This is a genomic window from Lacrimispora sp. (assembly GCF_047605665.1).
Lineage (GTDB): Bacteria > Bacillota > Clostridia > Lachnospirales > Lachnospiraceae > Lacrimispora.
The window spans coordinates 22,561-42,280 of the sequence record NZ_JASGFH010000010.1; the positions used below are offsets into that span (position 1 = coordinate 22,561).

At 40.6% G+C, this 19,720-nt stretch carries 21 protein-coding genes; all 21 read right to left on the reverse strand.

Annotated features, from left to right (window positions below; all coding sequences use genetic code 11):
• Nucleotides 1-51: 51 nt before the first annotated feature.
• The 21 genes from QM657_RS09740 to QM657_RS09840 all read right to left on the reverse strand — a co-directional run bounded on the left by QM657_RS09740 (nucleotide 52) and on the right by QM657_RS09840 (nucleotide 19,644).
• Nucleotides 52-861 (reverse strand): motility protein A, encoded by an 810-nt coding sequence (locus QM657_RS09740; protein ID WP_415066442.1) that lies wholly within the window; start codon nucleotides 859-861, stop codon nucleotides 52-54.
• A gap of 33 nt (nucleotides 862-894) precedes the next feature.
• On the reverse strand, nucleotides 895-1,152 hold the full coding sequence (locus QM657_RS09745) for a flagellar FlbD family protein (RefSeq protein WP_415066443.1): 258 nt from the start codon (nucleotides 1,150-1,152) through the stop codon (nucleotides 895-897).
• 8 nt (nucleotides 1,153-1,160) lie between these two features.
• Nucleotides 1,161-2,777, reverse strand: a complete 1,617-nt coding sequence (locus QM657_RS09750; protein WP_415066444.1) for a flagellar hook-basal body complex protein — start codon at nucleotides 2,775-2,777, stop codon at nucleotides 1,161-1,163.
• Nucleotides 2,778-2,858: 81 nt separating this feature from the next.
• Entirely contained in the window at nucleotides 2,859-3,233 is a 375-nt protein-coding gene (locus tag QM657_RS09755; RefSeq protein WP_415066445.1) for a TIGR02530 family flagellar biosynthesis protein, read from the reverse strand.
• Nucleotides 3,234-3,848 carry a flagellar hook capping FlgD N-terminal domain-containing protein gene (locus QM657_RS09760; protein ID WP_415066446.1) on the reverse strand — a complete coding sequence of 205 codons (615 nt, stop codon included), beginning with the start codon at nucleotides 3,846-3,848 and terminating at the stop codon, nucleotides 3,234-3,236. It abuts the gene before it with no gap.
• An 11-nt stretch (nucleotides 3,849-3,859) separates the two neighbouring features.
• Entirely contained in the window at nucleotides 3,860-5,107 is a 1,248-nt protein-coding gene (locus tag QM657_RS09765; protein WP_415066447.1) for a flagellar hook-length control protein FliK, read from the reverse strand.
• A 74-nt stretch (nucleotides 5,108-5,181) separates the two neighbouring features.
• Nucleotides 5,182-5,631 (reverse strand): flagellar export protein FliJ, encoded by a 450-nt coding sequence (gene fliJ / locus QM657_RS09770; protein WP_415066448.1) that lies wholly within the window; start codon nucleotides 5,629-5,631, stop codon nucleotides 5,182-5,184.
• Nucleotides 5,632-5,652: 21 nt separating this feature from the next.
• Nucleotides 5,653-6,954, reverse strand: coding sequence for a flagellar protein export ATPase FliI (gene fliI, locus QM657_RS09775; protein WP_415066449.1), 1,302 nt, complete (start codon nucleotides 6,952-6,954; stop codon nucleotides 5,653-5,655).
• A 14-nt stretch (nucleotides 6,955-6,968) separates the two neighbouring features.
• Nucleotides 6,969-7,742, reverse strand: coding sequence for a FliH/SctL family protein (locus QM657_RS09780; protein ID WP_415066450.1), 774 nt, complete (start codon nucleotides 7,740-7,742; stop codon nucleotides 6,969-6,971).
• On the reverse strand, nucleotides 7,726-8,730 hold the full coding sequence (gene fliG / locus QM657_RS09785) for a flagellar motor switch protein FliG (protein ID WP_415066451.1): 1,005 nt from the start codon (nucleotides 8,728-8,730) through the stop codon (nucleotides 7,726-7,728). Before fliG ends, QM657_RS09780 begins: the two co-directional genes overlap by 17 nt.
• The gene (gene fliF, locus QM657_RS09790; protein WP_415066452.1) at nucleotides 8,720-10,306 is read right to left on the reverse strand and encodes a flagellar basal-body MS-ring/collar protein FliF; all 1,587 of its coding nucleotides are present in this window, start codon (nucleotides 10,304-10,306) and stop codon (nucleotides 8,720-8,722) included. Before fliF ends, fliG begins: the two co-directional genes overlap by 11 nt.
• Before the next feature lie 27 nt (nucleotides 10,307-10,333).
• Nucleotides 10,334-10,645 carry a flagellar hook-basal body complex protein FliE gene (locus QM657_RS09795; protein ID WP_415066453.1) on the reverse strand — a complete coding sequence of 104 codons (312 nt, stop codon included), beginning with the start codon at nucleotides 10,643-10,645 and terminating at the stop codon, nucleotides 10,334-10,336.
• 18 nt (nucleotides 10,646-10,663) lie between these two features.
• Nucleotides 10,664-11,050, reverse strand: coding sequence for a flagellar basal body rod protein FlgB (flgB, locus tag QM657_RS09800; RefSeq protein WP_415066455.1), 387 nt, complete (start codon nucleotides 11,048-11,050; stop codon nucleotides 10,664-10,666).
• Nucleotides 11,051-11,485: 435 nt separating this feature from the next.
• Nucleotides 11,486-12,547, reverse strand: coding sequence for a galactitol-1-phosphate 5-dehydrogenase (locus tag QM657_RS09805; RefSeq protein WP_415066456.1), 1,062 nt, complete (start codon nucleotides 12,545-12,547; stop codon nucleotides 11,486-11,488).
• Nucleotides 12,544-13,233 carry an IspD/TarI family cytidylyltransferase gene (locus QM657_RS09810; protein ID WP_415066458.1) on the reverse strand — a complete coding sequence of 230 codons (690 nt, stop codon included), beginning with the start codon at nucleotides 13,231-13,233 and terminating at the stop codon, nucleotides 12,544-12,546. The genes QM657_RS09805 and QM657_RS09810 overlap by 4 nt, the downstream gene beginning before the upstream one ends.
• Nucleotides 13,234-13,251: 18 nt before the next feature.
• Nucleotides 13,252-13,914: a ribulose-phosphate 3-epimerase gene (locus QM657_RS09815; protein ID WP_415066459.1), complete on the reverse strand. Its 663-nt coding sequence runs from the start codon at nucleotides 13,912-13,914 to the stop codon at nucleotides 13,252-13,254.
• Nucleotides 13,915-14,111: 197 nt separating this feature from the next.
• Nucleotides 14,112-15,989 carry a hypothetical protein gene (locus QM657_RS09820; protein WP_415066460.1) on the reverse strand — a complete coding sequence of 626 codons (1,878 nt, stop codon included), beginning with the start codon at nucleotides 15,987-15,989 and terminating at the stop codon, nucleotides 14,112-14,114.
• Nucleotides 15,990-16,272: 283 nt separating this feature from the next.
• A complete protein-coding gene (locus QM657_RS09825; protein ID WP_415066461.1) occupies nucleotides 16,273-16,932 on the reverse strand; it encodes an acetyltransferase in 660 nt (219 codons plus the stop codon).
• 1 nt (nucleotide 16,933) lies between these two features.
• The gene (locus QM657_RS09830; RefSeq protein ID WP_415066462.1) at nucleotides 16,934-17,638 is read right to left on the reverse strand and encodes a metallophosphoesterase family protein; all 705 of its coding nucleotides are present in this window, start codon (nucleotides 17,636-17,638) and stop codon (nucleotides 16,934-16,936) included.
• 24 nt (nucleotides 17,639-17,662) lie between these two features.
• On the reverse strand, nucleotides 17,663-18,541 hold the full coding sequence (locus QM657_RS09835; RefSeq protein WP_415066463.1) for an NAD-dependent epimerase/dehydratase family protein: 879 nt from the start codon (nucleotides 18,539-18,541) through the stop codon (nucleotides 17,663-17,665).
• The gene (locus QM657_RS09840) at nucleotides 18,538-19,644 is read right to left on the reverse strand and encodes an ATP-grasp domain-containing protein (protein WP_415066464.1); all 1,107 of its coding nucleotides are present in this window, start codon (nucleotides 19,642-19,644) and stop codon (nucleotides 18,538-18,540) included. Before QM657_RS09840 ends, QM657_RS09835 begins: the two co-directional genes overlap by 4 nt.
• Nucleotides 19,645-19,720 lie beyond the last annotated feature (76 nt).

The window sequence follows — 19,720 nt, forward strand, 5'->3', positions numbered from 1 at the left end:
CCTATTTTCCCTGAGTATATCACTGCAAGGCGTCCTTCTCTTCCGTTCCGATTAAGCGTCGCTTCCGCTTGCCTCTCTGACGGAATTTTTCTTTGCAATTTTCCCCTGCTGTCTCTGTGACAGATAGGATAACAGCTTTTCTTCCAGATATTTCGGGTTATCCCCTGCCTGAATGGACAAAACGCCTTCAATAATGATCTGTTTATACAAAACTTCCTGATCGTTTCGGATACGAAGCTTTTTTGCCATAGGAGCAAAAAACAAATGAGCCATAACACATCCGTAAAAGGTAGTGATCAGGGCTACAGACATGTCTGCTCCAAGGCTGTTTGCTCCATTGCCTGACATATCCATATTTTTCAGCATGTTAACCAGTCCTACCAGAGTACCGATCATACCAAAGCCCGGAGCCACTCCTGATCCTTTGTCATAAATACTGACATCCTGCTCATGGCGGTCCATCATGGCTGATACTTCACTTTCCAGCATCTCCCTGATTTTTTCTGCATCCATAGCATCCACGATCAGCATAACGCTCTGTTTCAGGAAAGGATCCTTGATACCGCTGGCCTGCTCCTCCAAAACCAGAAGACCTTTCTTTCTGGCTGTTTTCGCCATATCCACAAGAGTATCAATGACAGCTTCTGAATTATACCGTTTCGTACTCAACATAATTCCGATATGTTTTGGGATCTGAGCCAGAGTTTTTAATGGAAAGCTGGCAATCAATGCCGCTATCGTACCCCCTCCGGTAATAAGAACACTGGGTATATCCACAAAGTTTATCAGCTTATCCATGCCGATTCCATAAACAATCAGGGCAAGTCCCGCTACCCAGCCAATGACCAATGATAGATCCATAAGTAACCTCCTATATTCCAGGCAGGGCCTGGACTAACCATTTTTCTTCTGCACGCGAGCCTGTATTTCAGCATGAAACTCGATCACCCGGTCGATGATCTCCTCTACACTCTCTTTTACCACATAATGCTTTCCGCTGACTAAAACGATATTGGACTCCGGTATGGATTCAATCCGCTCAATCTGTTTGCAGTTAATAACAAAATCCTCATTATTCAACCTTGTAAGATGAATCACGGCCATGCTCCTCTTCTTATCATAGAGGCGGTTAAAACCGCCTCTATGAATCATATAAAATATTATCTCTTAATATTAACCAGCTCTTCCAGCATCTGATCTGTAACTGTGATGATCTTTGAGTTGGCCTGGAAACCTCTCTGAGTGGTGATCATGTCTGTCATCTCTGTAGCAAGGTCTACTTTTGCCATTTCAAGGTAATTTCCCAGAATCTGCCCCTGGGCTCCGCCTGCCTCATATATTCCCACATTACCGGCATTAGGACCTGGAGTGTAATAATAACCTGTAGTCTTTTCCAAACCGCTGGTATTTTGTACACCGGCCAGAGCAATCTTACCAATGATAACAGTAGCACCATCCTTTGTGGTTCCGGTCAGAGTGCCATCCTTTTGAATTGTATAGTTTGTCAGTTCGGCAAGTTCATTATCACTGCTGTTCTGAGCATTGTTCACCTCTGTGCTGGTAGAACTGTCCTGAGCGGTCTTCAGACGTTTTTCTGCGTCATATACTGTATTCTGCGCTGCATCAGCGAAAGCTTTTGCCTTATCTGCACCCTGCTTTTTGGTATCCCTGACACCTTCCAGGGATTCTGGTTCAATTTTACTCAGGGCTGCATAGAGAGTGTCTAACGCTGTCCGGGCTGCATCCAGTGCATCCTTATTTGCTGTATTTTGAGTAGTATTATAGGTATCACGTGCAGTGACATAAGCAGTCCATACACCAGGTATATTGGCAGCATTGTCTGTCAGAGCCTTTGGTGCACGAAGATTCGCCTGTGCCATAATCAGATCGTTTACATCTTCCTCATAATTTGCTTTTGCGGTATTATAAAGAGCCCTTAAACCGGGTTCTTTTGTCGGATCACCCTTTTCTGCCTGCCAGTTTACATAGGCCTTTTCCATGAGGTCCTTTGTACCTGTTTCTTTCGTATATATAATAGCTGTCTTGCCTTTTATATCCTGAGTGGAAGCAGCTGTCTCATAGGCAGTACTGGCTACCATTTCTTCCTCTCTCGCCTTACTCAGTTCCAAATTCAGCTTGCTTAAATTCGCTCTGGCGTCTTCCAGTGCCTTCCTGGCTGCCTCTACCTTGGATCCAGCACTTTCATTTCCTATTTTAGCCATATCAGCTTCCATAGGCACCCTGAGGGGTACTAATGAAGTAGTGTTAAAATCAGTTCCAGTGGATAAATTATCACTGATATTAGAAAATCCATATACATAGTTTCCAGCATCGTCTACCAAAAATCCCTGATTATCCACATCAAACTTTCCTACTCTGGATAGGAAAAGTCCGTTGGAAGAAATAACATCCGGATCCTCCAGGGAAATTCCGCTTCCGTCTCCAACCATAGGCCCTACGATATAAAAGCCTGTACCGTCAATAAAAGCATCCAGACCTCTGGCAGAGGGAGCCATGCTTCCCATGGAAAAGTCATATGTAATGCTTCCTGTGGTTACACCGTAACCCACCTGATTGGCATTGCTTCCACCATAGCTTCCTGAAGCGGTGCTCCCCTTTGATCCTGAAGAAGTATTCTGATACATGGTATCTTTAAAAGACATACTTCCTGCTTTAAATCCCCATGTATTTACGTTAGCGATATTGTTACCAATAACATCCATCTTTGCCTGGTGTGTTCTAAGACCTGCCACACCGGCGAACATTGATCTGACCATGATTTTACTTCCCTTCTTTTTTAGATGCCGTCATCCTGCTGTCAATCGGACATACAGAAAAAGCTCCCATAAATGGTCCAGCTATAATAAAACGGCACTGTCGATATTTGTAAAAATATTTTCCTTCATTTCATTGCCGGACATAGTCGTTACCACAGTGTTGTTGGGCACATTGACAATGAACGCACCTCTGTCACTGATAATCACCACATCCTTTGCTCCTTTTAAACGGGCCTTTTCTACGGCTGACTGGAGGTCTTTTAAAAAGGAATCAGACATCTCAATTCCCCGCTGACCTACCCGTTCTGCCGCATGACGGGAAAATTGAAGTCCTTGCGTTTCTCCGATCCGGCTCTGAAGCATTTCGTTGAAGCTGGCAGCCGGTTTTGATACTGCCGCCGCACTTCGCAGCTTTAGCTGCCTTAATTCCTCATGCTGGCTTATCTTACCTAGCATTTAATCATCACCTTTACTGTCATTATCTGTATCAGTTTTTAGGTCGTCCTCCGTGTTGTTCGCCCCATCCGCATCATTCGTTCCGTCTGTTTTGTCGGGGTCATTAACTCCAGCCACTTTAGCAGGATCCTTTGTGTCTCCTAAATCGGCAGGCGGTGTATGTCCTTCTTCATAGACAGACATAATAGAGGAAATCGGATACCCTGTCTTAACATCATCATCGATATAAAGAGTGGGGTTGCCTCCAAAAATATCTACTCTGGTTACCGTTCCTGTAATCTTTTTAACCGCTCCGGTTTTATCCTGAACTGCCAACATAACTTCTTTTCCCATCATGGAGGTTCCATAATTGATGGTATTGACCTGAGCAAAATCATTCATTGCAGTAGAGAAATTACTCATAGCCTGCATCATGGCAATCTGGGTCATCTGAGTCATCATCTCAGAGTTATCCATAGGGTTTGACATGTCCTGATTCTGCAGCTGTGCTGCTAGAAGCTTAAAAAACCCTTCTGTTGTCAAATCACTGTTGCTGGCTGTTTTAGTCGTTTCAGTGCTGTTTGCAACGGCTCCCAAAGAATTATAGTAACTGTTCACTCCGTTTACATTTGACATGGTCTCTCTCCTTATCTGTAACCAACGCCTTCTTCATTAGCGCCATTCATTTCAAAAATACCAAGCCTAAGCCTCTGGATAAAATCTTCACGGTTTCCATCCTGTTGTCTTCCCTGATGCTGTTCCCGCTGATCCTGTCTTTGATTCTGATCCTGCTGCTGGTTTAAATAATCATTCTCCTGCTTGTCTACCTGAATCTGGAACGGACGCTCTAGGTTAGATTCCAGAATCGTTCCTAAATCACCTGCAGTCTGGGATAAAAGCTTTAAGGTCTTGCTCTCGGTGCATAACAAGGATACACTGATCTGATTATCCTCGTAGGAAATCTTAATCCGGATTTTCCCCAGATTATGAGGCTCCAGCTGAATATCCAGCTCCTTTTTTCCTCCGTGCACCTGCTTTAATATCTGTTCAGACAGCTTTAATTCCAGTTCCTCCAGATTTTCTGCATTGGCGGAAACATATACCTCCTCAACCTTTTCAGAACCACGGTTTGCTGAACCTACAGGTTGGTAAGGTCTTCCTCCAAGTTCTGCCGGAGCATCTTTTCTGGTCTCTTCTTCTGATGTTTTCTTTTCCTCAGAGCCAACCTTTTCAAAAATCTTTGGCTGTTCTTTTTCAACCGGATTTAAAACGTTCTCGTCAGTACCTGTTAAAGGCTCATTCTGAGCAATACCGTTTTCATCTTTGACCGGACCGGAAACCTCAGTATTCTGTATGGAGGAACTCCACATCATCTCTTCCTTTTCGGCTTTTTCCTCAGGCACTTGATTCTGCTCTGCAAAAAGAGGCTGCGGTACTTTGGCCAAGTCTACCGACTGTTTAATTTGATTTTCTTCCTTCAAGCCTTCCATTCCCGCGCCGCTTTCCTTCAACATCTGAAGGCGGAACTGATCAAGGGTTCTAAAGGAATCCATAGTCCGGATATTTTTGTCTTCTCCGGATACAGGAACTTCTTCTGTTCCGATAGCCTCTACAAACCCGGTCATTAACTCTTCTCCGGTTTTCAAAGATTCACTGTCGGGAGTCTGAACTACTGCCATTCCAGCCGCCACAACGGAAGCTGCCGCTTCTGATGCAGCCATAAGGTCTTCTGCTTCTTCCTTGACTTCCGGCTCTTTGCTGTCCTTCTTCTGGTTGCTCCCTTTCAGCATGGTCTTAAAATCCCAAGAACTGTCAACTGACTTTTCATCCCTTTTTCTGGTGCCAGTCATCTGTCTGGCTAACAAGTCCACACTGCTGTTTTTTACTTCTGTCATCTTATCACTCCTTTCTTTCATGCCGTAAGGCACTTGATTTCTATGGTAACTGCCGGAAACCTGTTCCGGCAGGATTACCTGCTGGCCTGAACCGAGGTGGTGTTGGAAACAAACTCCTCAATGAACAGTTCCTCACTGCGAAGCACCTCTTTGTTATACTGCAAAAGCTTTTTTTCTTTCAGTTTTTCAATAGAAACCACTTCCTTTCTGGCTTCCACCACTTCACTGCGCTTTTGCTCCTCTTTTTTCTTCAGCCGCTGAAGAACTCCCTGTTCTGCAAGAATCTTCTGCTGCATAAAAGCGATATAAGTCTCATATTCCCGCATCACACTGATCGCAATGCCGTTTTGTGTCTCTTCCTGAAAACGGACACAGGCGCTTTTTCTCTGTTCGGATAATTCTTCGATTTTCTTTTCCTGGCTGACTACTTTAGCCACAATCTGGGCGTGTTCATTTTTTAAATTATCCAAAACCTGATCTTTATAATTCAACACCGTATCAAGTGGGAAATTGAATTTTTTCATGTTCCGCCCTCCTTTTCAAATCTATGCTAAAATCCTTTTCAGTTTTTCCAGGACCGCTTCATAGCTGTCACTTTCCTGTATTCCCTGGCATAAAAACTGATTGATTTTGTCAATTTTAGATATTGCCATATCAAGCCTGGGATTAGTGCCGCTTTTATATGCACCGATGGAGATAAGATCTTCATTTTTCTCATAAAGGCTTAAAATATCCCGGACCTCCGAAGCCATTTTCCGGTGTTCATCGGAAACGATATTGGTCATCAGACGGGAAATGCTGGCGCTTATGTCAATGGCCGGGAAATGGTTTGCATTAGCCAGCTTCCGGCTCAAAACAATATGGCCATCCACGATACCTCTTACCGTATCGGCAATGGGTTCATTGGTGTCGTCACCTTCTACCAAAACGGTATAAATTCCGGTGATGGAGCCTTCCCCAAAATTTCCGCTTCGTTCCAACAGCTTAGGGAACTCCGCATAAATGGAGGGGGTATATCCTCTGGCAACCGGAGGTTCTCCGATTGCCAGCCCGATCTCTCTCTGGGCCATGGCAAAACGGGTCAGGGAGTCCATCATGAGCAGCACATCCTTGCCCTGGTTTTTAAAATACTCGGCTATGGTAGTCGCTACCAGAGGACACTTCATACGAAGCATAGCCGGCTGGTCGGAAGTTGCCACCACCAGGACAGAACGTTTCATTCCTTCCGGTCCTAAGTCCTTTTCTATGAACTCCCGCACTTCTCGTCCTCGCTCTCCTACCAGAGCCACTACGTTAATATCCGCTTTTACATTTCTGGCAATCATTCCCAGCAGGGTACTCTTTCCAACACCGCTGCCTGCAAAGATTCCAATACGCTGGCCTTTTCCAATGGTGTTTAATCCGTCAATGGCCTTGACTCCGAATTCCAGCGTGTCCGTAATGGGCGGGCGGGTCATGGGGTTGATGTAAGGATTCTCTACGTAATAGTACCGGGGGGATTCAAAAGCCCCTTTCCCATCCATGGGTTCTCCCTTTGCATCAATGATACGGCCCCTTAAAAAGTCTCCTACCGGTATCTTCAAACGGCGCTTGGTGTTGCGGACAAAGCTCCCCGCTGCAATGCCGTTCATATTCTCATAAGCCATGAGCTGTATTTTATCATCCTTAAAGCCCACCACTTCTACCGGTATCTGTTCCTGCCTGTCCTCGTTATAGATGTAGGCAATATCTCCGATGCTGGCCCTGCCGCCGGAGGCTTCCATGGACATCCCTACAATGTTTTCAATTTTCCCGATGTGATCGATGGTCTCAGTCTTCATGATAAGATCCGTCAATTCCTTAAACATGCAGGTTCCTCCTGTTACAGTCTCGCGTTGTTGAGTATTCCCTTGATATTTTCCAACTGGGTATTGACGCTGACGTCAATGATTTCTCCCGGAAGCTCAATGATACAGGTGCCATCCTCTGCATTGTCCATGGCGATGATCTTGATATTTCCGGAAACGTGGGCCAGTTCACTGAGCAAGCCCACATCTCCCTGTATGATCATTCCTGCATCCTCCTGGGACACATAAATCTTTGCCCACTGGGTTTTCTTCAGCTTTCCTGCGGCAGCCACGATCATTCGTTTAATGACCTCTCCGCTGGATTTTAAGCTGGTCTGGATCACCTTTTCCGCAATGGTCAAGGTGACCTTTTTCAAGTCATCAATATATTTGTCCAGAATCTTTTCTTTTTCTTCTGTAACGCTCTCAATGCTTTTCTTCATCGCTTCCACAAATTCGTCCTGGCGGAATTTGAGGACTTCCTGATGTACCTCATAGGCCTTTCGGAAGCCTTCCTCATATCCTGCGTCGTATCCGGCCTGACGGCCTTCTTCTGCAGCCCGGTCACGAATTTCTTCCGCGTCTTTCATTGCCTGATCCAGAATGATCTGTACCTTTTGCAAAGCCTCCTCGTATAGCTCAGAAGTCTGGAAATATCCGCCTGACGGCCGGACTTCCACTTCTTCCTGGTCTTCCTCTGGCTGCTCTTTTCCTTTTATGACAATATCTTTAAATTCCCTGGTAAATCCAACTTCCAGAACATGGTCCTCAAGGTGCGTGCCCTTAATAATATTAGACAATGACATCATCCTTTCCGCCCTTGCTGATGATCAGCTCGCCTTCTTCCTCCAGACGTCTGATGATGCCAACAATCCTCTGCTGAGCCTCTTCCACATCCTTCAGACGTACATTAACCGTAACTTCCATATCGGACTGAATGCTGTCCTTCATACGGGCTGACATATTGGAGAAAATAACGCTTGTGATCTGTTCATTCGCGTTCTTAAGCGCATAAACCATATCCCGCATATCGCACTCCCGGATGAAACGCTGGATAGAGCGGTCGTCCATGGTGATGATATCCTCGAATACGAACATCTTTTTGCGGATGGTATCTGCCAGCTCCGCATCCTTTCTGCCCAATTCGTCGAAGATAAGCTTTTCGTTGCTTCTGTCGATGTGATTCATTACATTTGCTATGTAATCGATACCGCCCACGCTGGTGTAATCGGTGGTGAGGATACCGGAGAACCTCTTCTTAATCTCCTCTTCCACGATTTTAATGGCTTCAGGAGAAGCGCTTTCCATTCTGGCAATGGATTCCACTACCTGCATGCGCTTTTCAGGTGCAAGCTCTGAAATAATCTGAGCAGTCATCTCTTCGTTGGTATAAGAAAGCACCAGAGCAATGATCTGAGACCTTTCATGCTGGAGGACGGAAAGCAGGTTCTTTACATCGCTTTTCCGGATAAATCCAAAGGACCTGGATTTCAAGGACTGGGTAACCTTCTGAAGAAGGCTGTTGGCCGTACTTTCACCAAATGCCTTTTCCAGAACAGTTCTGGCGTATTCCAGACCTCCGTCAGTAACAACCTTCTGGGTCAGGCAGGTCTTATAGAATTCATCTAAAGTGTTTTCCGTCAACTCAGATTCCACATGTCCAAGCTTTGCCACTTCCAGCGTTAATTTTTCAATTTCATCTTCCGTTAAGTATTTGTATATCTTGGAAGCCTTTTCCACTCCCAAGGAAACAATCACTGTCGCCGCTTTTTGTTCAGGCCTAAGACTAATCGCCATTATTACCGCCTCCATTCAGCCATGTTTTCAGAAGCTGGGCCGATATCTCAGGATTCTGTTCTGCAAACTCACGTACACTGTGGCGCAGTTCTGCCCCTCTGTCTTCTTCCGGTTCCAGAATCACGATTTCTTTTTCTTTGGTCACTGCAACTTCCGGAACATCTTCCTGGCTTATCCCCAATGCTGCCAAACGGGCCCGTCTTCTCCTTCTGATTCTGATAGCTATAATGATGATCAGGAGAAGAAGGATCACTCCAGCCAAAGCTGCAATGAGAATCCAACGGTTGATCAGCAAGCCGCCGCCTGTACCAGTTTCCACCGGCTCTTCAGGTTCCTGAGGTACTTCTATTGTGTAGAAGGGAGCTGCTACGGCAGTTATTTTTTCCGCCCGCTGGTCCAATGCGATTCCCGCTGCATTTCCAGCCAGATCCCTTATATCATCAATGGTCAGACTTCCAAATCCGTTTCCGTTTATTACTACAGAAACGGTCAGATTCTCTAAAGTGCCCGGATTGACCTGGCCCTGTTCCTTAATCTGGTTTAAAAGGTACTTTCTGGTCAGACCGCTGGAAGCGTAAGCATTTTCATCGCCACCCGCCCCTGCATTGTATTGAGGGATGTCTGCATTGACCTCAGAACCGGCCACTCCAGCCGCATTCTCTCCACTTCCGGAATACTCTCTGGAAATGGACTCTTCGGAAATGAGCCCTGTCTTATCATTTTCATCAATCTTTTCGGGTGTATTATATATGATACTTTCCCGAATCAGTTTTTCCATATTGACTGTGCCTTTTACAGATACGCGCACGTTGCCATTTCCATACACTGGACCCAGTACATTCATGACCTTTGCAGAAATCTGCTCTTCAATCGTCCTGGTAATCTCGTCTCCGATCTTTCCGCTGGCTATATCTTCATCTTCGGAAGTGACAGAAACCTCACGGCCATTTCCGTCAAATACGGAAACATTGTCAATGACCATTCCAGGTATACTTCTGGATATAAGAAGCTGGATGGATTTAGCCTGCTCTTCTGTAGGAGACCCTCCGTCCTTCATAACCACAACAGCCTGGGCACTTGCTTCCTGCTTCGTTTCATCAGATAACGCATACTTGGAAGTCTCTCCCAGGGCTATAGTAACATATGCCTCTTTAACACCATCAAGAATTTTGATAGTAGAACCGATTCTGGTTTCCAGATCATAAAGTTTAAAGGTCCGGCGGTCAGAATCAGTAGTCATTAGGTTCACATTATCTCTGAATACATCATATGTAAAACCACTTTTTGGATACCCCTCTGAAACCATCTTGGCTTTGGTGGTATCCATATCCTCCGCAGGCACCAGGATATCTCCAGCCTCGTACTGATAGGCAACACCATCTTCCTGCAGTTTCCCAATAATCTGTTTAGCTTCTTCGCTGCCAACTCCGGTAAACATGACCTCATAAGGCTTTTCCTTCATTGACAGTGCTATCACAATAGCTCCCACCACAACTGCCACGCCTACAACGCTGACAATGATGATTTTTTTTACTTTACTGCTCAGTCTTCCTAAAAGTTCCTTAATTTTTTCCATCACATCTGTCCGCCCCGTTATCTATGGTTAAATACCGATTCTTATAATCTCATTATAGGCTTCCAGTGCCTTAGTCCGAAGAGATGCGAGAAATTCCACTGATAACTGGGCTTGTGCTGCAGCTGCAGGCACAGTGTGGGGATCGTCAATCTGGCCTGTTGACAGCAAGTATTCCTGTACCATTAGATTTTCATCTGTACTCTTTACACTCTGAATTGCTTCTTTAAATATATCACGAAAATCCGGGCTTCCATCCCGCCCGGCCGTCACCTTCTTTTCATTTCCTATAGAACCAAGAGGCTCCATGGGAACAATCGGTGTTATAAACATCTGTGACATCTTAATCTACCTCCCGTCTTAACCCTTAATCACTGCACGAAGTCTGTTCACTTCACTGTTTAAGGCACTCACCTGATACTGATACTGAAGATTTGTTCTTGCAAGTTCCACGTTTTCCACGTCCAGATTTACATTGTTTCCATCCATTCTGGCTGACTCATTCTTTGTGTCATGGGTGAAATACCTGGAACTGCTTATGACTTTCCCCATATCCTTTGATGTACCATGTCTGCTGGCCTGCAGACGGCTGCGGAATTCGTCTTCAAATGTGACGTAACGGGCTTTATACCCCGGAGTCTCTACATTTGCAATATTATTCAAGGTTACCTGCTGCCTTGACCACAGATGACCTAATGCTTTCTCTGCCATAGAAATACTGTTTCCAAATATTCCATTCATAGACATTGATCCTCACTTTCATCCCTTTTGCAGAAATTTGGAACTCATATTTTGCTGTTAAATTTTATATAATGCCAGTTAAATTTTAACAGCCTTTTCCAATTTTTAACTTTTTCTGTAATTTTTCTTACTATATTCTACATTTTATTACAAGTATTGTCAAGAAAGAATCGGAGGGTAAGGCGAATTTAGTCAGATTTTCTTCTAAAAGCACATAATGGAGGGGGAGGGATGTGAAAATGAGATAATCCATACAGAACCGATATGTTTATATCTTAAAATACAGCCCCCCTGAAATGCTGAAATCAGCTTCTCAAGGGGGGCATTACCGCAAGAATATCAATAGGAATATTCTTAATCAAATATGCAACATTATAATCTTTGAATATTCTCTTCTAAATATATATTAAAGTGCCCGTTTCAAAATATGAAAAATCGATTTTATCGGGCGTACTCCTGCATAATTCCCATGACTTTCACGTAATCTTCTTTCTTATCCCGCATTATGAAAAGTCCTTGTTCTAATTTATCAAAGGGAATATGATGTGAAATCATTTTTGAAGGAGTAATTCTTTTCTGTTCTAACCGTTCCAACACATAATGCCAGTCGTCATGGGTATCATGAGTAAATGATGAATTCCATGTGCCCATAACAGTAAGTTGATTCCGTAATATATTCCAATATACTGCTTTCTCAAGCTGCATATCAGAATATGGATTTCCCATCAGCATGACTCTTCCCGATGGGGCAGCATTCTTTACTGCCTGGGCATAAGTTTCGTTCTTTCCGACACATTCAAAGAACACATCTGCGCCCTGCCCATTCGTCTGTTCCTTAATCCATTGGTCTGCATCCTGCTTTCTGCTATCACAATAACATTTCTCGTCAAGCCCTATCTGGCATGCAATATCTCTTTGAAAATCTTTGTTTCCAATGACCAGAATATCTTCTATGCCCGCTTCCTTCAAAAACATCAAAAGTAAAAGTCCTATCGTTCCCAAGCCGCATATAACCACCTTATCATTGCGTTTTGGCTGGATTCTTCTCATTGCATGGACAGTAACTGCCATGGGTTCTAACATAGCGGCCTCTTCAAAAGAGACATTATCCGGTAAAGCAATCAAGTTCTCTGCCGGAACTGCTACAAATTCAGCAAATCCCCCATCCCTGCGCGAACCAAGATAATTGTAATTTTGGCACATTTCGTACTGCTTCTTTTGACACTGCGCACATTTCCCGCATGGAATCAATGGAAACACGCCAACTCTCTTGCCTTGCCATTTCGAATCCACACTTTTTCCCAGCTTTACAACCTCTCCAGAAAACTCATGGCCAGGAATTAATGGATGAGTGTGTGCACCGGTCTTATAAATTCTCGGAATATCAGAACCGCATATACCCACTGCTCTTACTTTTACAACCACCTCATTTTCAGCCGGAAGAGGATCAGGTACAGTTTCTGACAAGAAGTCATTTATACCATGCAATACATATGCTTTCATTCATTTGTTCCTCCTATTATTCCTCTAAAACGGTCCAAGTCTTCCCTTGTAGTTATTTTAAAATTTTGCTCATCTCCCGGTACCATGACGATATCCATTCCCATAAGAATCGCCGGTTCCGTAGAACCATTGATTTGAAGTATTTTTTCTGTCAGAAGTCTTTGATTGGCCTCATAATACTTTCCCAAGCGAAACACCTCAGGAGCCTGTCCCGCAAACACACTGCTTCTATCTATTAACTTTGACACCTTTTTCCCATCCCTGCTTAAATATACAGTATCCTTCATGGGCAATACCGGCATCACACCATCATGACCAGTAGCGGCAGCAAAGCAGTCATCAATCTGCTTATGACCAAGCAGGGGACGCGCTGCGTCATGAATCATTACCAGCGAATCCTCTACTGCTATTTTCTTTATCTCACAAAGTCCCTGCAAAATAGACACCTGCCTGTTTATTCCCGGAGCAGAAAAACCACAGAATTTTTCCATGGAAATGTGATTTAAAATGTAATCATGCCACATTTCATCTGCTGCTACCCAAATAGCATCCACACTCCCGTTGGCAGTAAAGGTATCAACACAGTAAGAGATAATGGGTTTCCCATTCACTTCTATATATTGCTTTGGTATATCCTCCCCTACTCTGCTCCCGGTTCCTCCGGCTAATACCAATGCTATATTCATCTTTATAGTATCTCCCTTTTAAAATCGCAGTTCCCTGATATCCTGTAATATTTCTCCATACCCTCTTTCTTTCCCGAAAAGAAGAGATGTCCCAAGCACAAATCCCTTTACGCCCTTAGGGGCAAACTCCAGAATCTTATCCGAACTACAGGCCCCATCCCAATAAATTTCAAAATCCATATCTTCTTTTAGAGAAAGTAGCTTCGTAATCTTTTTTCCTACATATGGAAGAAACATTTGTCCTGCATTTCCCGGATTCACCGACATAACCAATACCTTTTTCACAATGCGCAACATTTCCATAACTGTCTCTGCACTCGTCCCCGGATTAATAGCAATTCCCGGAATCATTCCAGCACTGATAATACTTTGCAGCGTCGTAGAAGGATGGTATTCTGCTTCCGGATGAATATAAATCGTATCACCCTTCCTTAACTTGCTCAGAAATAGATCAATACGGTTATTGGGGTGCTCTATCATCAGATGCACATCCAATGGTTTTGTTGTTGCCCCCGCTATATATGTCATATCATTCAATGACATTGCAAAATTCGGCACATACCTTCCGTCCATAATATCAATATGGAAGGAATCAATGCCACCCGCTTCCAAATCTCTTACTTCTTTTTCCAGATTTCCATAATTAGCGCACATCATGGAGGCTGTTAATTCAATATCCATATGTATCTCTCCTAACTGCTTTTATGTCAGAATAAATCTTCCTGTGTGTACAATATTTAAATCTTCTTTAATAATATAAAAAATACAAAGTCATTAAGTTTTCCCCGATATTATCCATAAAATCTGTAATTTGTTCATTAGTTAATTCCATTACCAGCTGTTTTTAATGTTCCCTTTAAAGAGACTTTTAATATAAATTAACCACGCACAAAATTCCGTAAGTATAAGAGGGTTGTCGGAGGAACAAGCTTCTCGATTGCTAGCCAATCCTCTTTTTCTAGCAAAGCACGGACACGGCTTGCACTGACAGCTGCTCCATCTTTCTCAATACGAGAAATTTCCTTTATTTCAATCCCATATAAGGGTAAATAGTCAATCAACTGCTGGTTGTATTGTCTTGTTATTATGCAATTCGGTTCATTCCCTACAAATCGTTTCGTAATACTTAATTTAGGTGCTATCTTTGTACCAAACAACTTGACATCAAAAGAAGCATCAATAGTATCTTTAAAACTATCCTTAATAAAGTATTCAGGAAATGTACGCGTTGATATTATAAATTGTCCGCTAGGTAATACCTTAACGTTATCCAGATCACTTAGACCTCTTCTTACACATTCTATCCTATCTTTAAATGGAAAAAAAGATTTATCCTCTTCAACAACAAAAACATATAAATAATCACATTGCTTTAAAGCCTCATCTACTAAATATCTATGTCCATAAGAAAAAGGATTACAATTTACAACTACCGACCCAATTACCTTATTATCTGCGCCCTCTATTCTATTTTCATCCAAAAAGCGTAAATATGTATCCAGGTCTACCAGATCCACAATCTCGCCAGATGGTCGCTGCGGTTCAATTCTTTTTTGCTGTTTCAGTCCAGATATAACACTATTAAAGCAATTTATATCTTTTATGGGTATATTCTTGTTATTTTCAATCTGTTGTAAAAGGAAGTTATATATATAATCTGCAATTAATTTATATCCCCTATGGTTTGTATGATAGTTATCAAAGAATATTTCTCCAAATCCATGTGGACGATCAAATGCTGGAACCAAATCAATAAAGTTCATATTTTCATTTTCATTCACATATAACTTAAACCTTTGCATTCCCTGATTAATCAGAATAACATAATCTCCAGATTTAATCGGAGTATGTAATATTTGTAGTAAAGATTTTTGGTAATTCATCCAATTTGCTCTATTTACAACCCGGTATTTAGTGTCCCCCGACATACCATTTAGTCTTCTCTGCAGAAAGCTCCCTATTGTATATTGATCTTCCGCAAACAATCCGAGAACTGTGCAATTACCAAAAAGGTGTATAGAACTTTGATATATATCTGGCACATTGGTGGTTAATCTACAGCCATTTATAATATTACAGTATTGACTATTTATATCCTTAACGTATTCTATCCCCTCTTTTTCAATTATGGACAAGGAATTATGTACTTCAAGAAAAATATTACGTATATATTCTATCGAGCAATTTTCCAAATCATCATAATATGGGATTAAACCTTCTAAATAATCGTTAAATACAGTGTAGGCATTACCTTGAGTATGTCTGAAATACCTTTCAGCATTTGTTGGATTCTTTAAATAGCTTAAGGGAAATGTCATATCTGCAAAAATCAAATTTGCACTATTATCTTTTATATATCTTGTTACGTCCTGAAAAAGATTAAGTTCATCTAAATCAATAATTAAATTTTCTAAAGAAAGACATTTAACATATGACTTTAAGCTTTCCTCTACCCTCAAAAAGTCAACTGTAACTATAATTGCATCTAAGGACATGAGCAAATCTGCCTTGTCCGGTTGTATTATATTGACCTCATCCATATACGGAAACTCTACATACCTGTTTTTATCAACAATATATTTAATTTCTATTTCAGTACCTTTAAGGTGTTCATATAAAATAGTCCCTAAAACACCTCCTCCATATATAGCAATATGTCGTATATCATTTTTATATAATATATCTGCCAAAGAAAACTTATTGACATATCTAATCCAACGATACATCAAATCTAAGTGCTTATTTCGCGGTTTCATAGTGTATATCCTCCTCTTTCGAAATATGAAAATACCTCTTGTACAAACTTTTCTAATAAATCTCAGATATTGATCATTGTCTCGTATTCCTTTTTATGAAGCAGTAATAAATTCATAAATATTTACACCTTTTGCTTCATTAACTTCAATGACTCCCTTTCACATGCCTCACCGGTATTTCTTGTATAAAATTCAGACATCACTGTTAAGAAGTTATTATATACCCTCTATGAATCAATATAACATCTGGTTTTTCTTATATAGAAACTTCCAGAAGCTATGATCATAAATTCATTTCAATACTTTTCTTTCCCTCAAGTTTAATAGTTCGCTGCGGAACATATACACTATCCTTTTCTGTATCTTTGCTTATGTAAGCGCCTGCTCCAACCAACGTATAATCGGCTATATCCAACCCATTTCTAATTGTACAGTTATTGCCAAAAAAGCAGTTATTATGTATCCTGATATTTCCTGCAACCGAAACTGAAATCGTAAAAAAGTTATAATCTCCAACAATTGTATGATGTGCTACATGTGCATTAGCCCAAAATACATTCCCATCACCAATCCGACACATCACCCCTATTGTTACACCCTCCATAACAATATTACCTTCTCCAAAATCATCAGTAAGAACAATTGCTGTCTTATGTATATAACTCATTATCTTATAACCTTTTTCACGTGCCTGTTGAAATTTAAACGTTCTGACATTATTCATATTTTTATATCCAGCACAAATAAATATCGCATATTCATCTGGTGAATAAAATTCCTGTACATTTTCAAATGCCACCACTGGTAACCCCAAAAAGTTTTCCTCATCACAATAATCATTATCAACTGTAAATGCGCAGACTTTATATTCATTCTCCTTTAAAAGATAATAATACAGCATTTCTGCAAATTGGTTCACACCAAAAATAATCACATTTTTCATGTCAGTTTTTCTCCTTCCTCAGCAGCACTTCTTTCAACTTTAGATTTCCAGCATCAAATAAATCTACATCTCTAATTAATTTATTTACATTATATTGTATTGTTATAAAGTCAAATTTTTCATTTCCTAAATCCAGCAATAATGCTGAGCAGCCTTTCCCATCACGCTGCTGTCCAAGGGAACCAGGATTTATGACAGATGTACCCATGACTTTTTTTACCATCCTATGATGGGTATGCCCTAAAATCACAAAATCATACTTTAAATAATTTTTTATATCGCTTATATCTGTATCAGGATATATTCTACCATTTAAAGGATCACTTGGAGAACCGTGAAACACTCCTATTTTACATCCATCTATGTTAAGTTCCAGCTTATGTGGTAAACTCCTTAAAAATTCAATATTTTTCTTACTGATTTTCTCTATATTATGCTTATAAGTATTGCCATACCTTGTCACCAAGATATCTACATCTAGTTTTCCATCAATTACGTCTAAAAACATCTTATCATGATTTCCCAAAACAGCCTTTAATCCTTGCATGTTTCTAAACTTGTCTAAAATTTCATTCTGATAATAATAATATCCGAAAACATCTCCACAAAATATAAGTTCATCTGCATTTTTCACTTGATCACTTTTTAAGAATTCATCTAATGCATATTGGTTTCCATGAATATCTGAAAAAAACAAAAGCTTCATTTTTTAATTTCCTTTTCGAATATTTTATACCATCGATTTTATTGTTTCTTCCATACTGTATTTTGCTTTAAATCCCAGCACTCTTTCAGCTTTGTCCGTGCTTATTTTCCAACAAAACCCCTCCTCAGGGTCCTCAATACCATTAAAAGTTATTTTCGATTTTGATTTTAATAAATCTATGCATAATTGAGCCAGTTCAAAATTTGAATATGATATCTCAGAAGCGATATGAAACACACCTTCATTCCTCACTTCAATTGATAAGAGAATCGCTTGAAGGATATCACGAATATCCACATAATTCTGAAGCCGGGATCCTTTCCCATACAAAATAATGTCTTTATTATTTTTACAGCTTTCAACAAAAACAGGTAATATCGTCTGAGTATTCATACCTTTTCCTACAGGTGATGGTAACCGTAATATTGTTGTATTTAAGTCTGCATTGCAGGGCAGTCTAAGCAACTGCTCCCCAAAAAACTTCGTTGCATGATAAGTTGTTATAGGATTAACCGGATGTTCTTCTGTAATTGGAATATCAACAGGCTTTCCAATTACAGGGATACCAGAAATATACACCACTTTCTTACATCCGGCCTGCTTTGCATATTTTATAATATTTTGTACACCCAGACAATTGGTTAATATACTTTCAGTTCCCAGATTATCTTTATCTAAGCTTGCAGCCACATGTATTATGATATCAATTTGAGGCACTTCATCTATAAGGTTTTCAACAAAGTCATAAGATTGCAGATCAGATGAAACATATTTACACTCAGATTTATTTACCCATTTTTTCTGTCTTCCTGTTGCAATTACATCAAAGTCCCTATTCTGACTAATAAATTTCACCACATTACTGCCAATAAATCCATTTGCACCTGTTATAAGTACTTTCATACACTTCCTCTCCCATATCCAATTGCTATATTATTATAAGTACATGTATTTTCTACCACTTTATCTTGTTCAAGCTTATACTTCATAGATTCGTCTATGTACATCTCATCAAAGTACCTATATGCCGTTCCCTTTTTTATATGAAAGATGCTTCTAATATCCTCATTTAATATATATTCTCTTATCATTGCCTCAACATCGTTATATCCAAAGTAAGCCCTCATGGGCGTAGTTCCTGAGAAACGAACATTTAATTCAAAGCACACTGGTCTACCATGTTGATCAATCCTAAACTGGATATTCAGCGGCCCTATTGGTCTAAATTTATCACATATTTTTACAGCTTCTTCCCGAATCTGTTTATGCTCAACTACAGATGCCTTAAATGTCGTCCCATATTTCAACTCTCTATGCATGATAATGATTTCAATTAATTCTCCATGCCTATCGCAATAGCAACCAACGGTATACTCTGATGATTCATTTCCAATATATTCCTGCACAACATAATCTGGCATGTCTTTTAACTTCGCTAATCCGGCATAATCATTAATTATAAATATTCCCTGTGAACCTTTACCCTTTCTTGGTTTTGCTATCAACGGAAATTTCGTTTTCTGTATCAATTCCTCCAGACCCTTTGCATCATTCGAACTACAATATAAAGGATAGTTGCAATTATTATGTCTTAACCATTCACATGTAGATAACTTATCCTGCCCTATCATGAGTTTTTCATATGGAGTAAAAAGAAAATTTGCTTTTGTATATAATTTCATATACTCATAGTTTGTAGAAATTTTCTCAATAACTTCTTCTACACCAGTCAGAATCATATGTATATTTTCATTTTGACAAATATTAATCAACCATGGAATAAACTTTTCATCAGATGCCAACGGACTTAAATATGCAGTGTCACACATATATAACCCCAAAGAGTCCGAGTTTATGCATGCTCCAACTATATTAACATTAAGTTTTGACATTAGTATCGCCTTTATAATTCCTTGGCTTACATTTCCTCCCACTCCTAAAACTAAAACATTTATCTTTTCCACGCTTTTATTCTCCCTGGCAAATCCCCTGAGTTTTCTAATCATTAAATAATATTTGTTTCATCAAGTGACAATATATCTTTTTATTTCTCGACATCAGAGCCTTAAATATATTAAATAT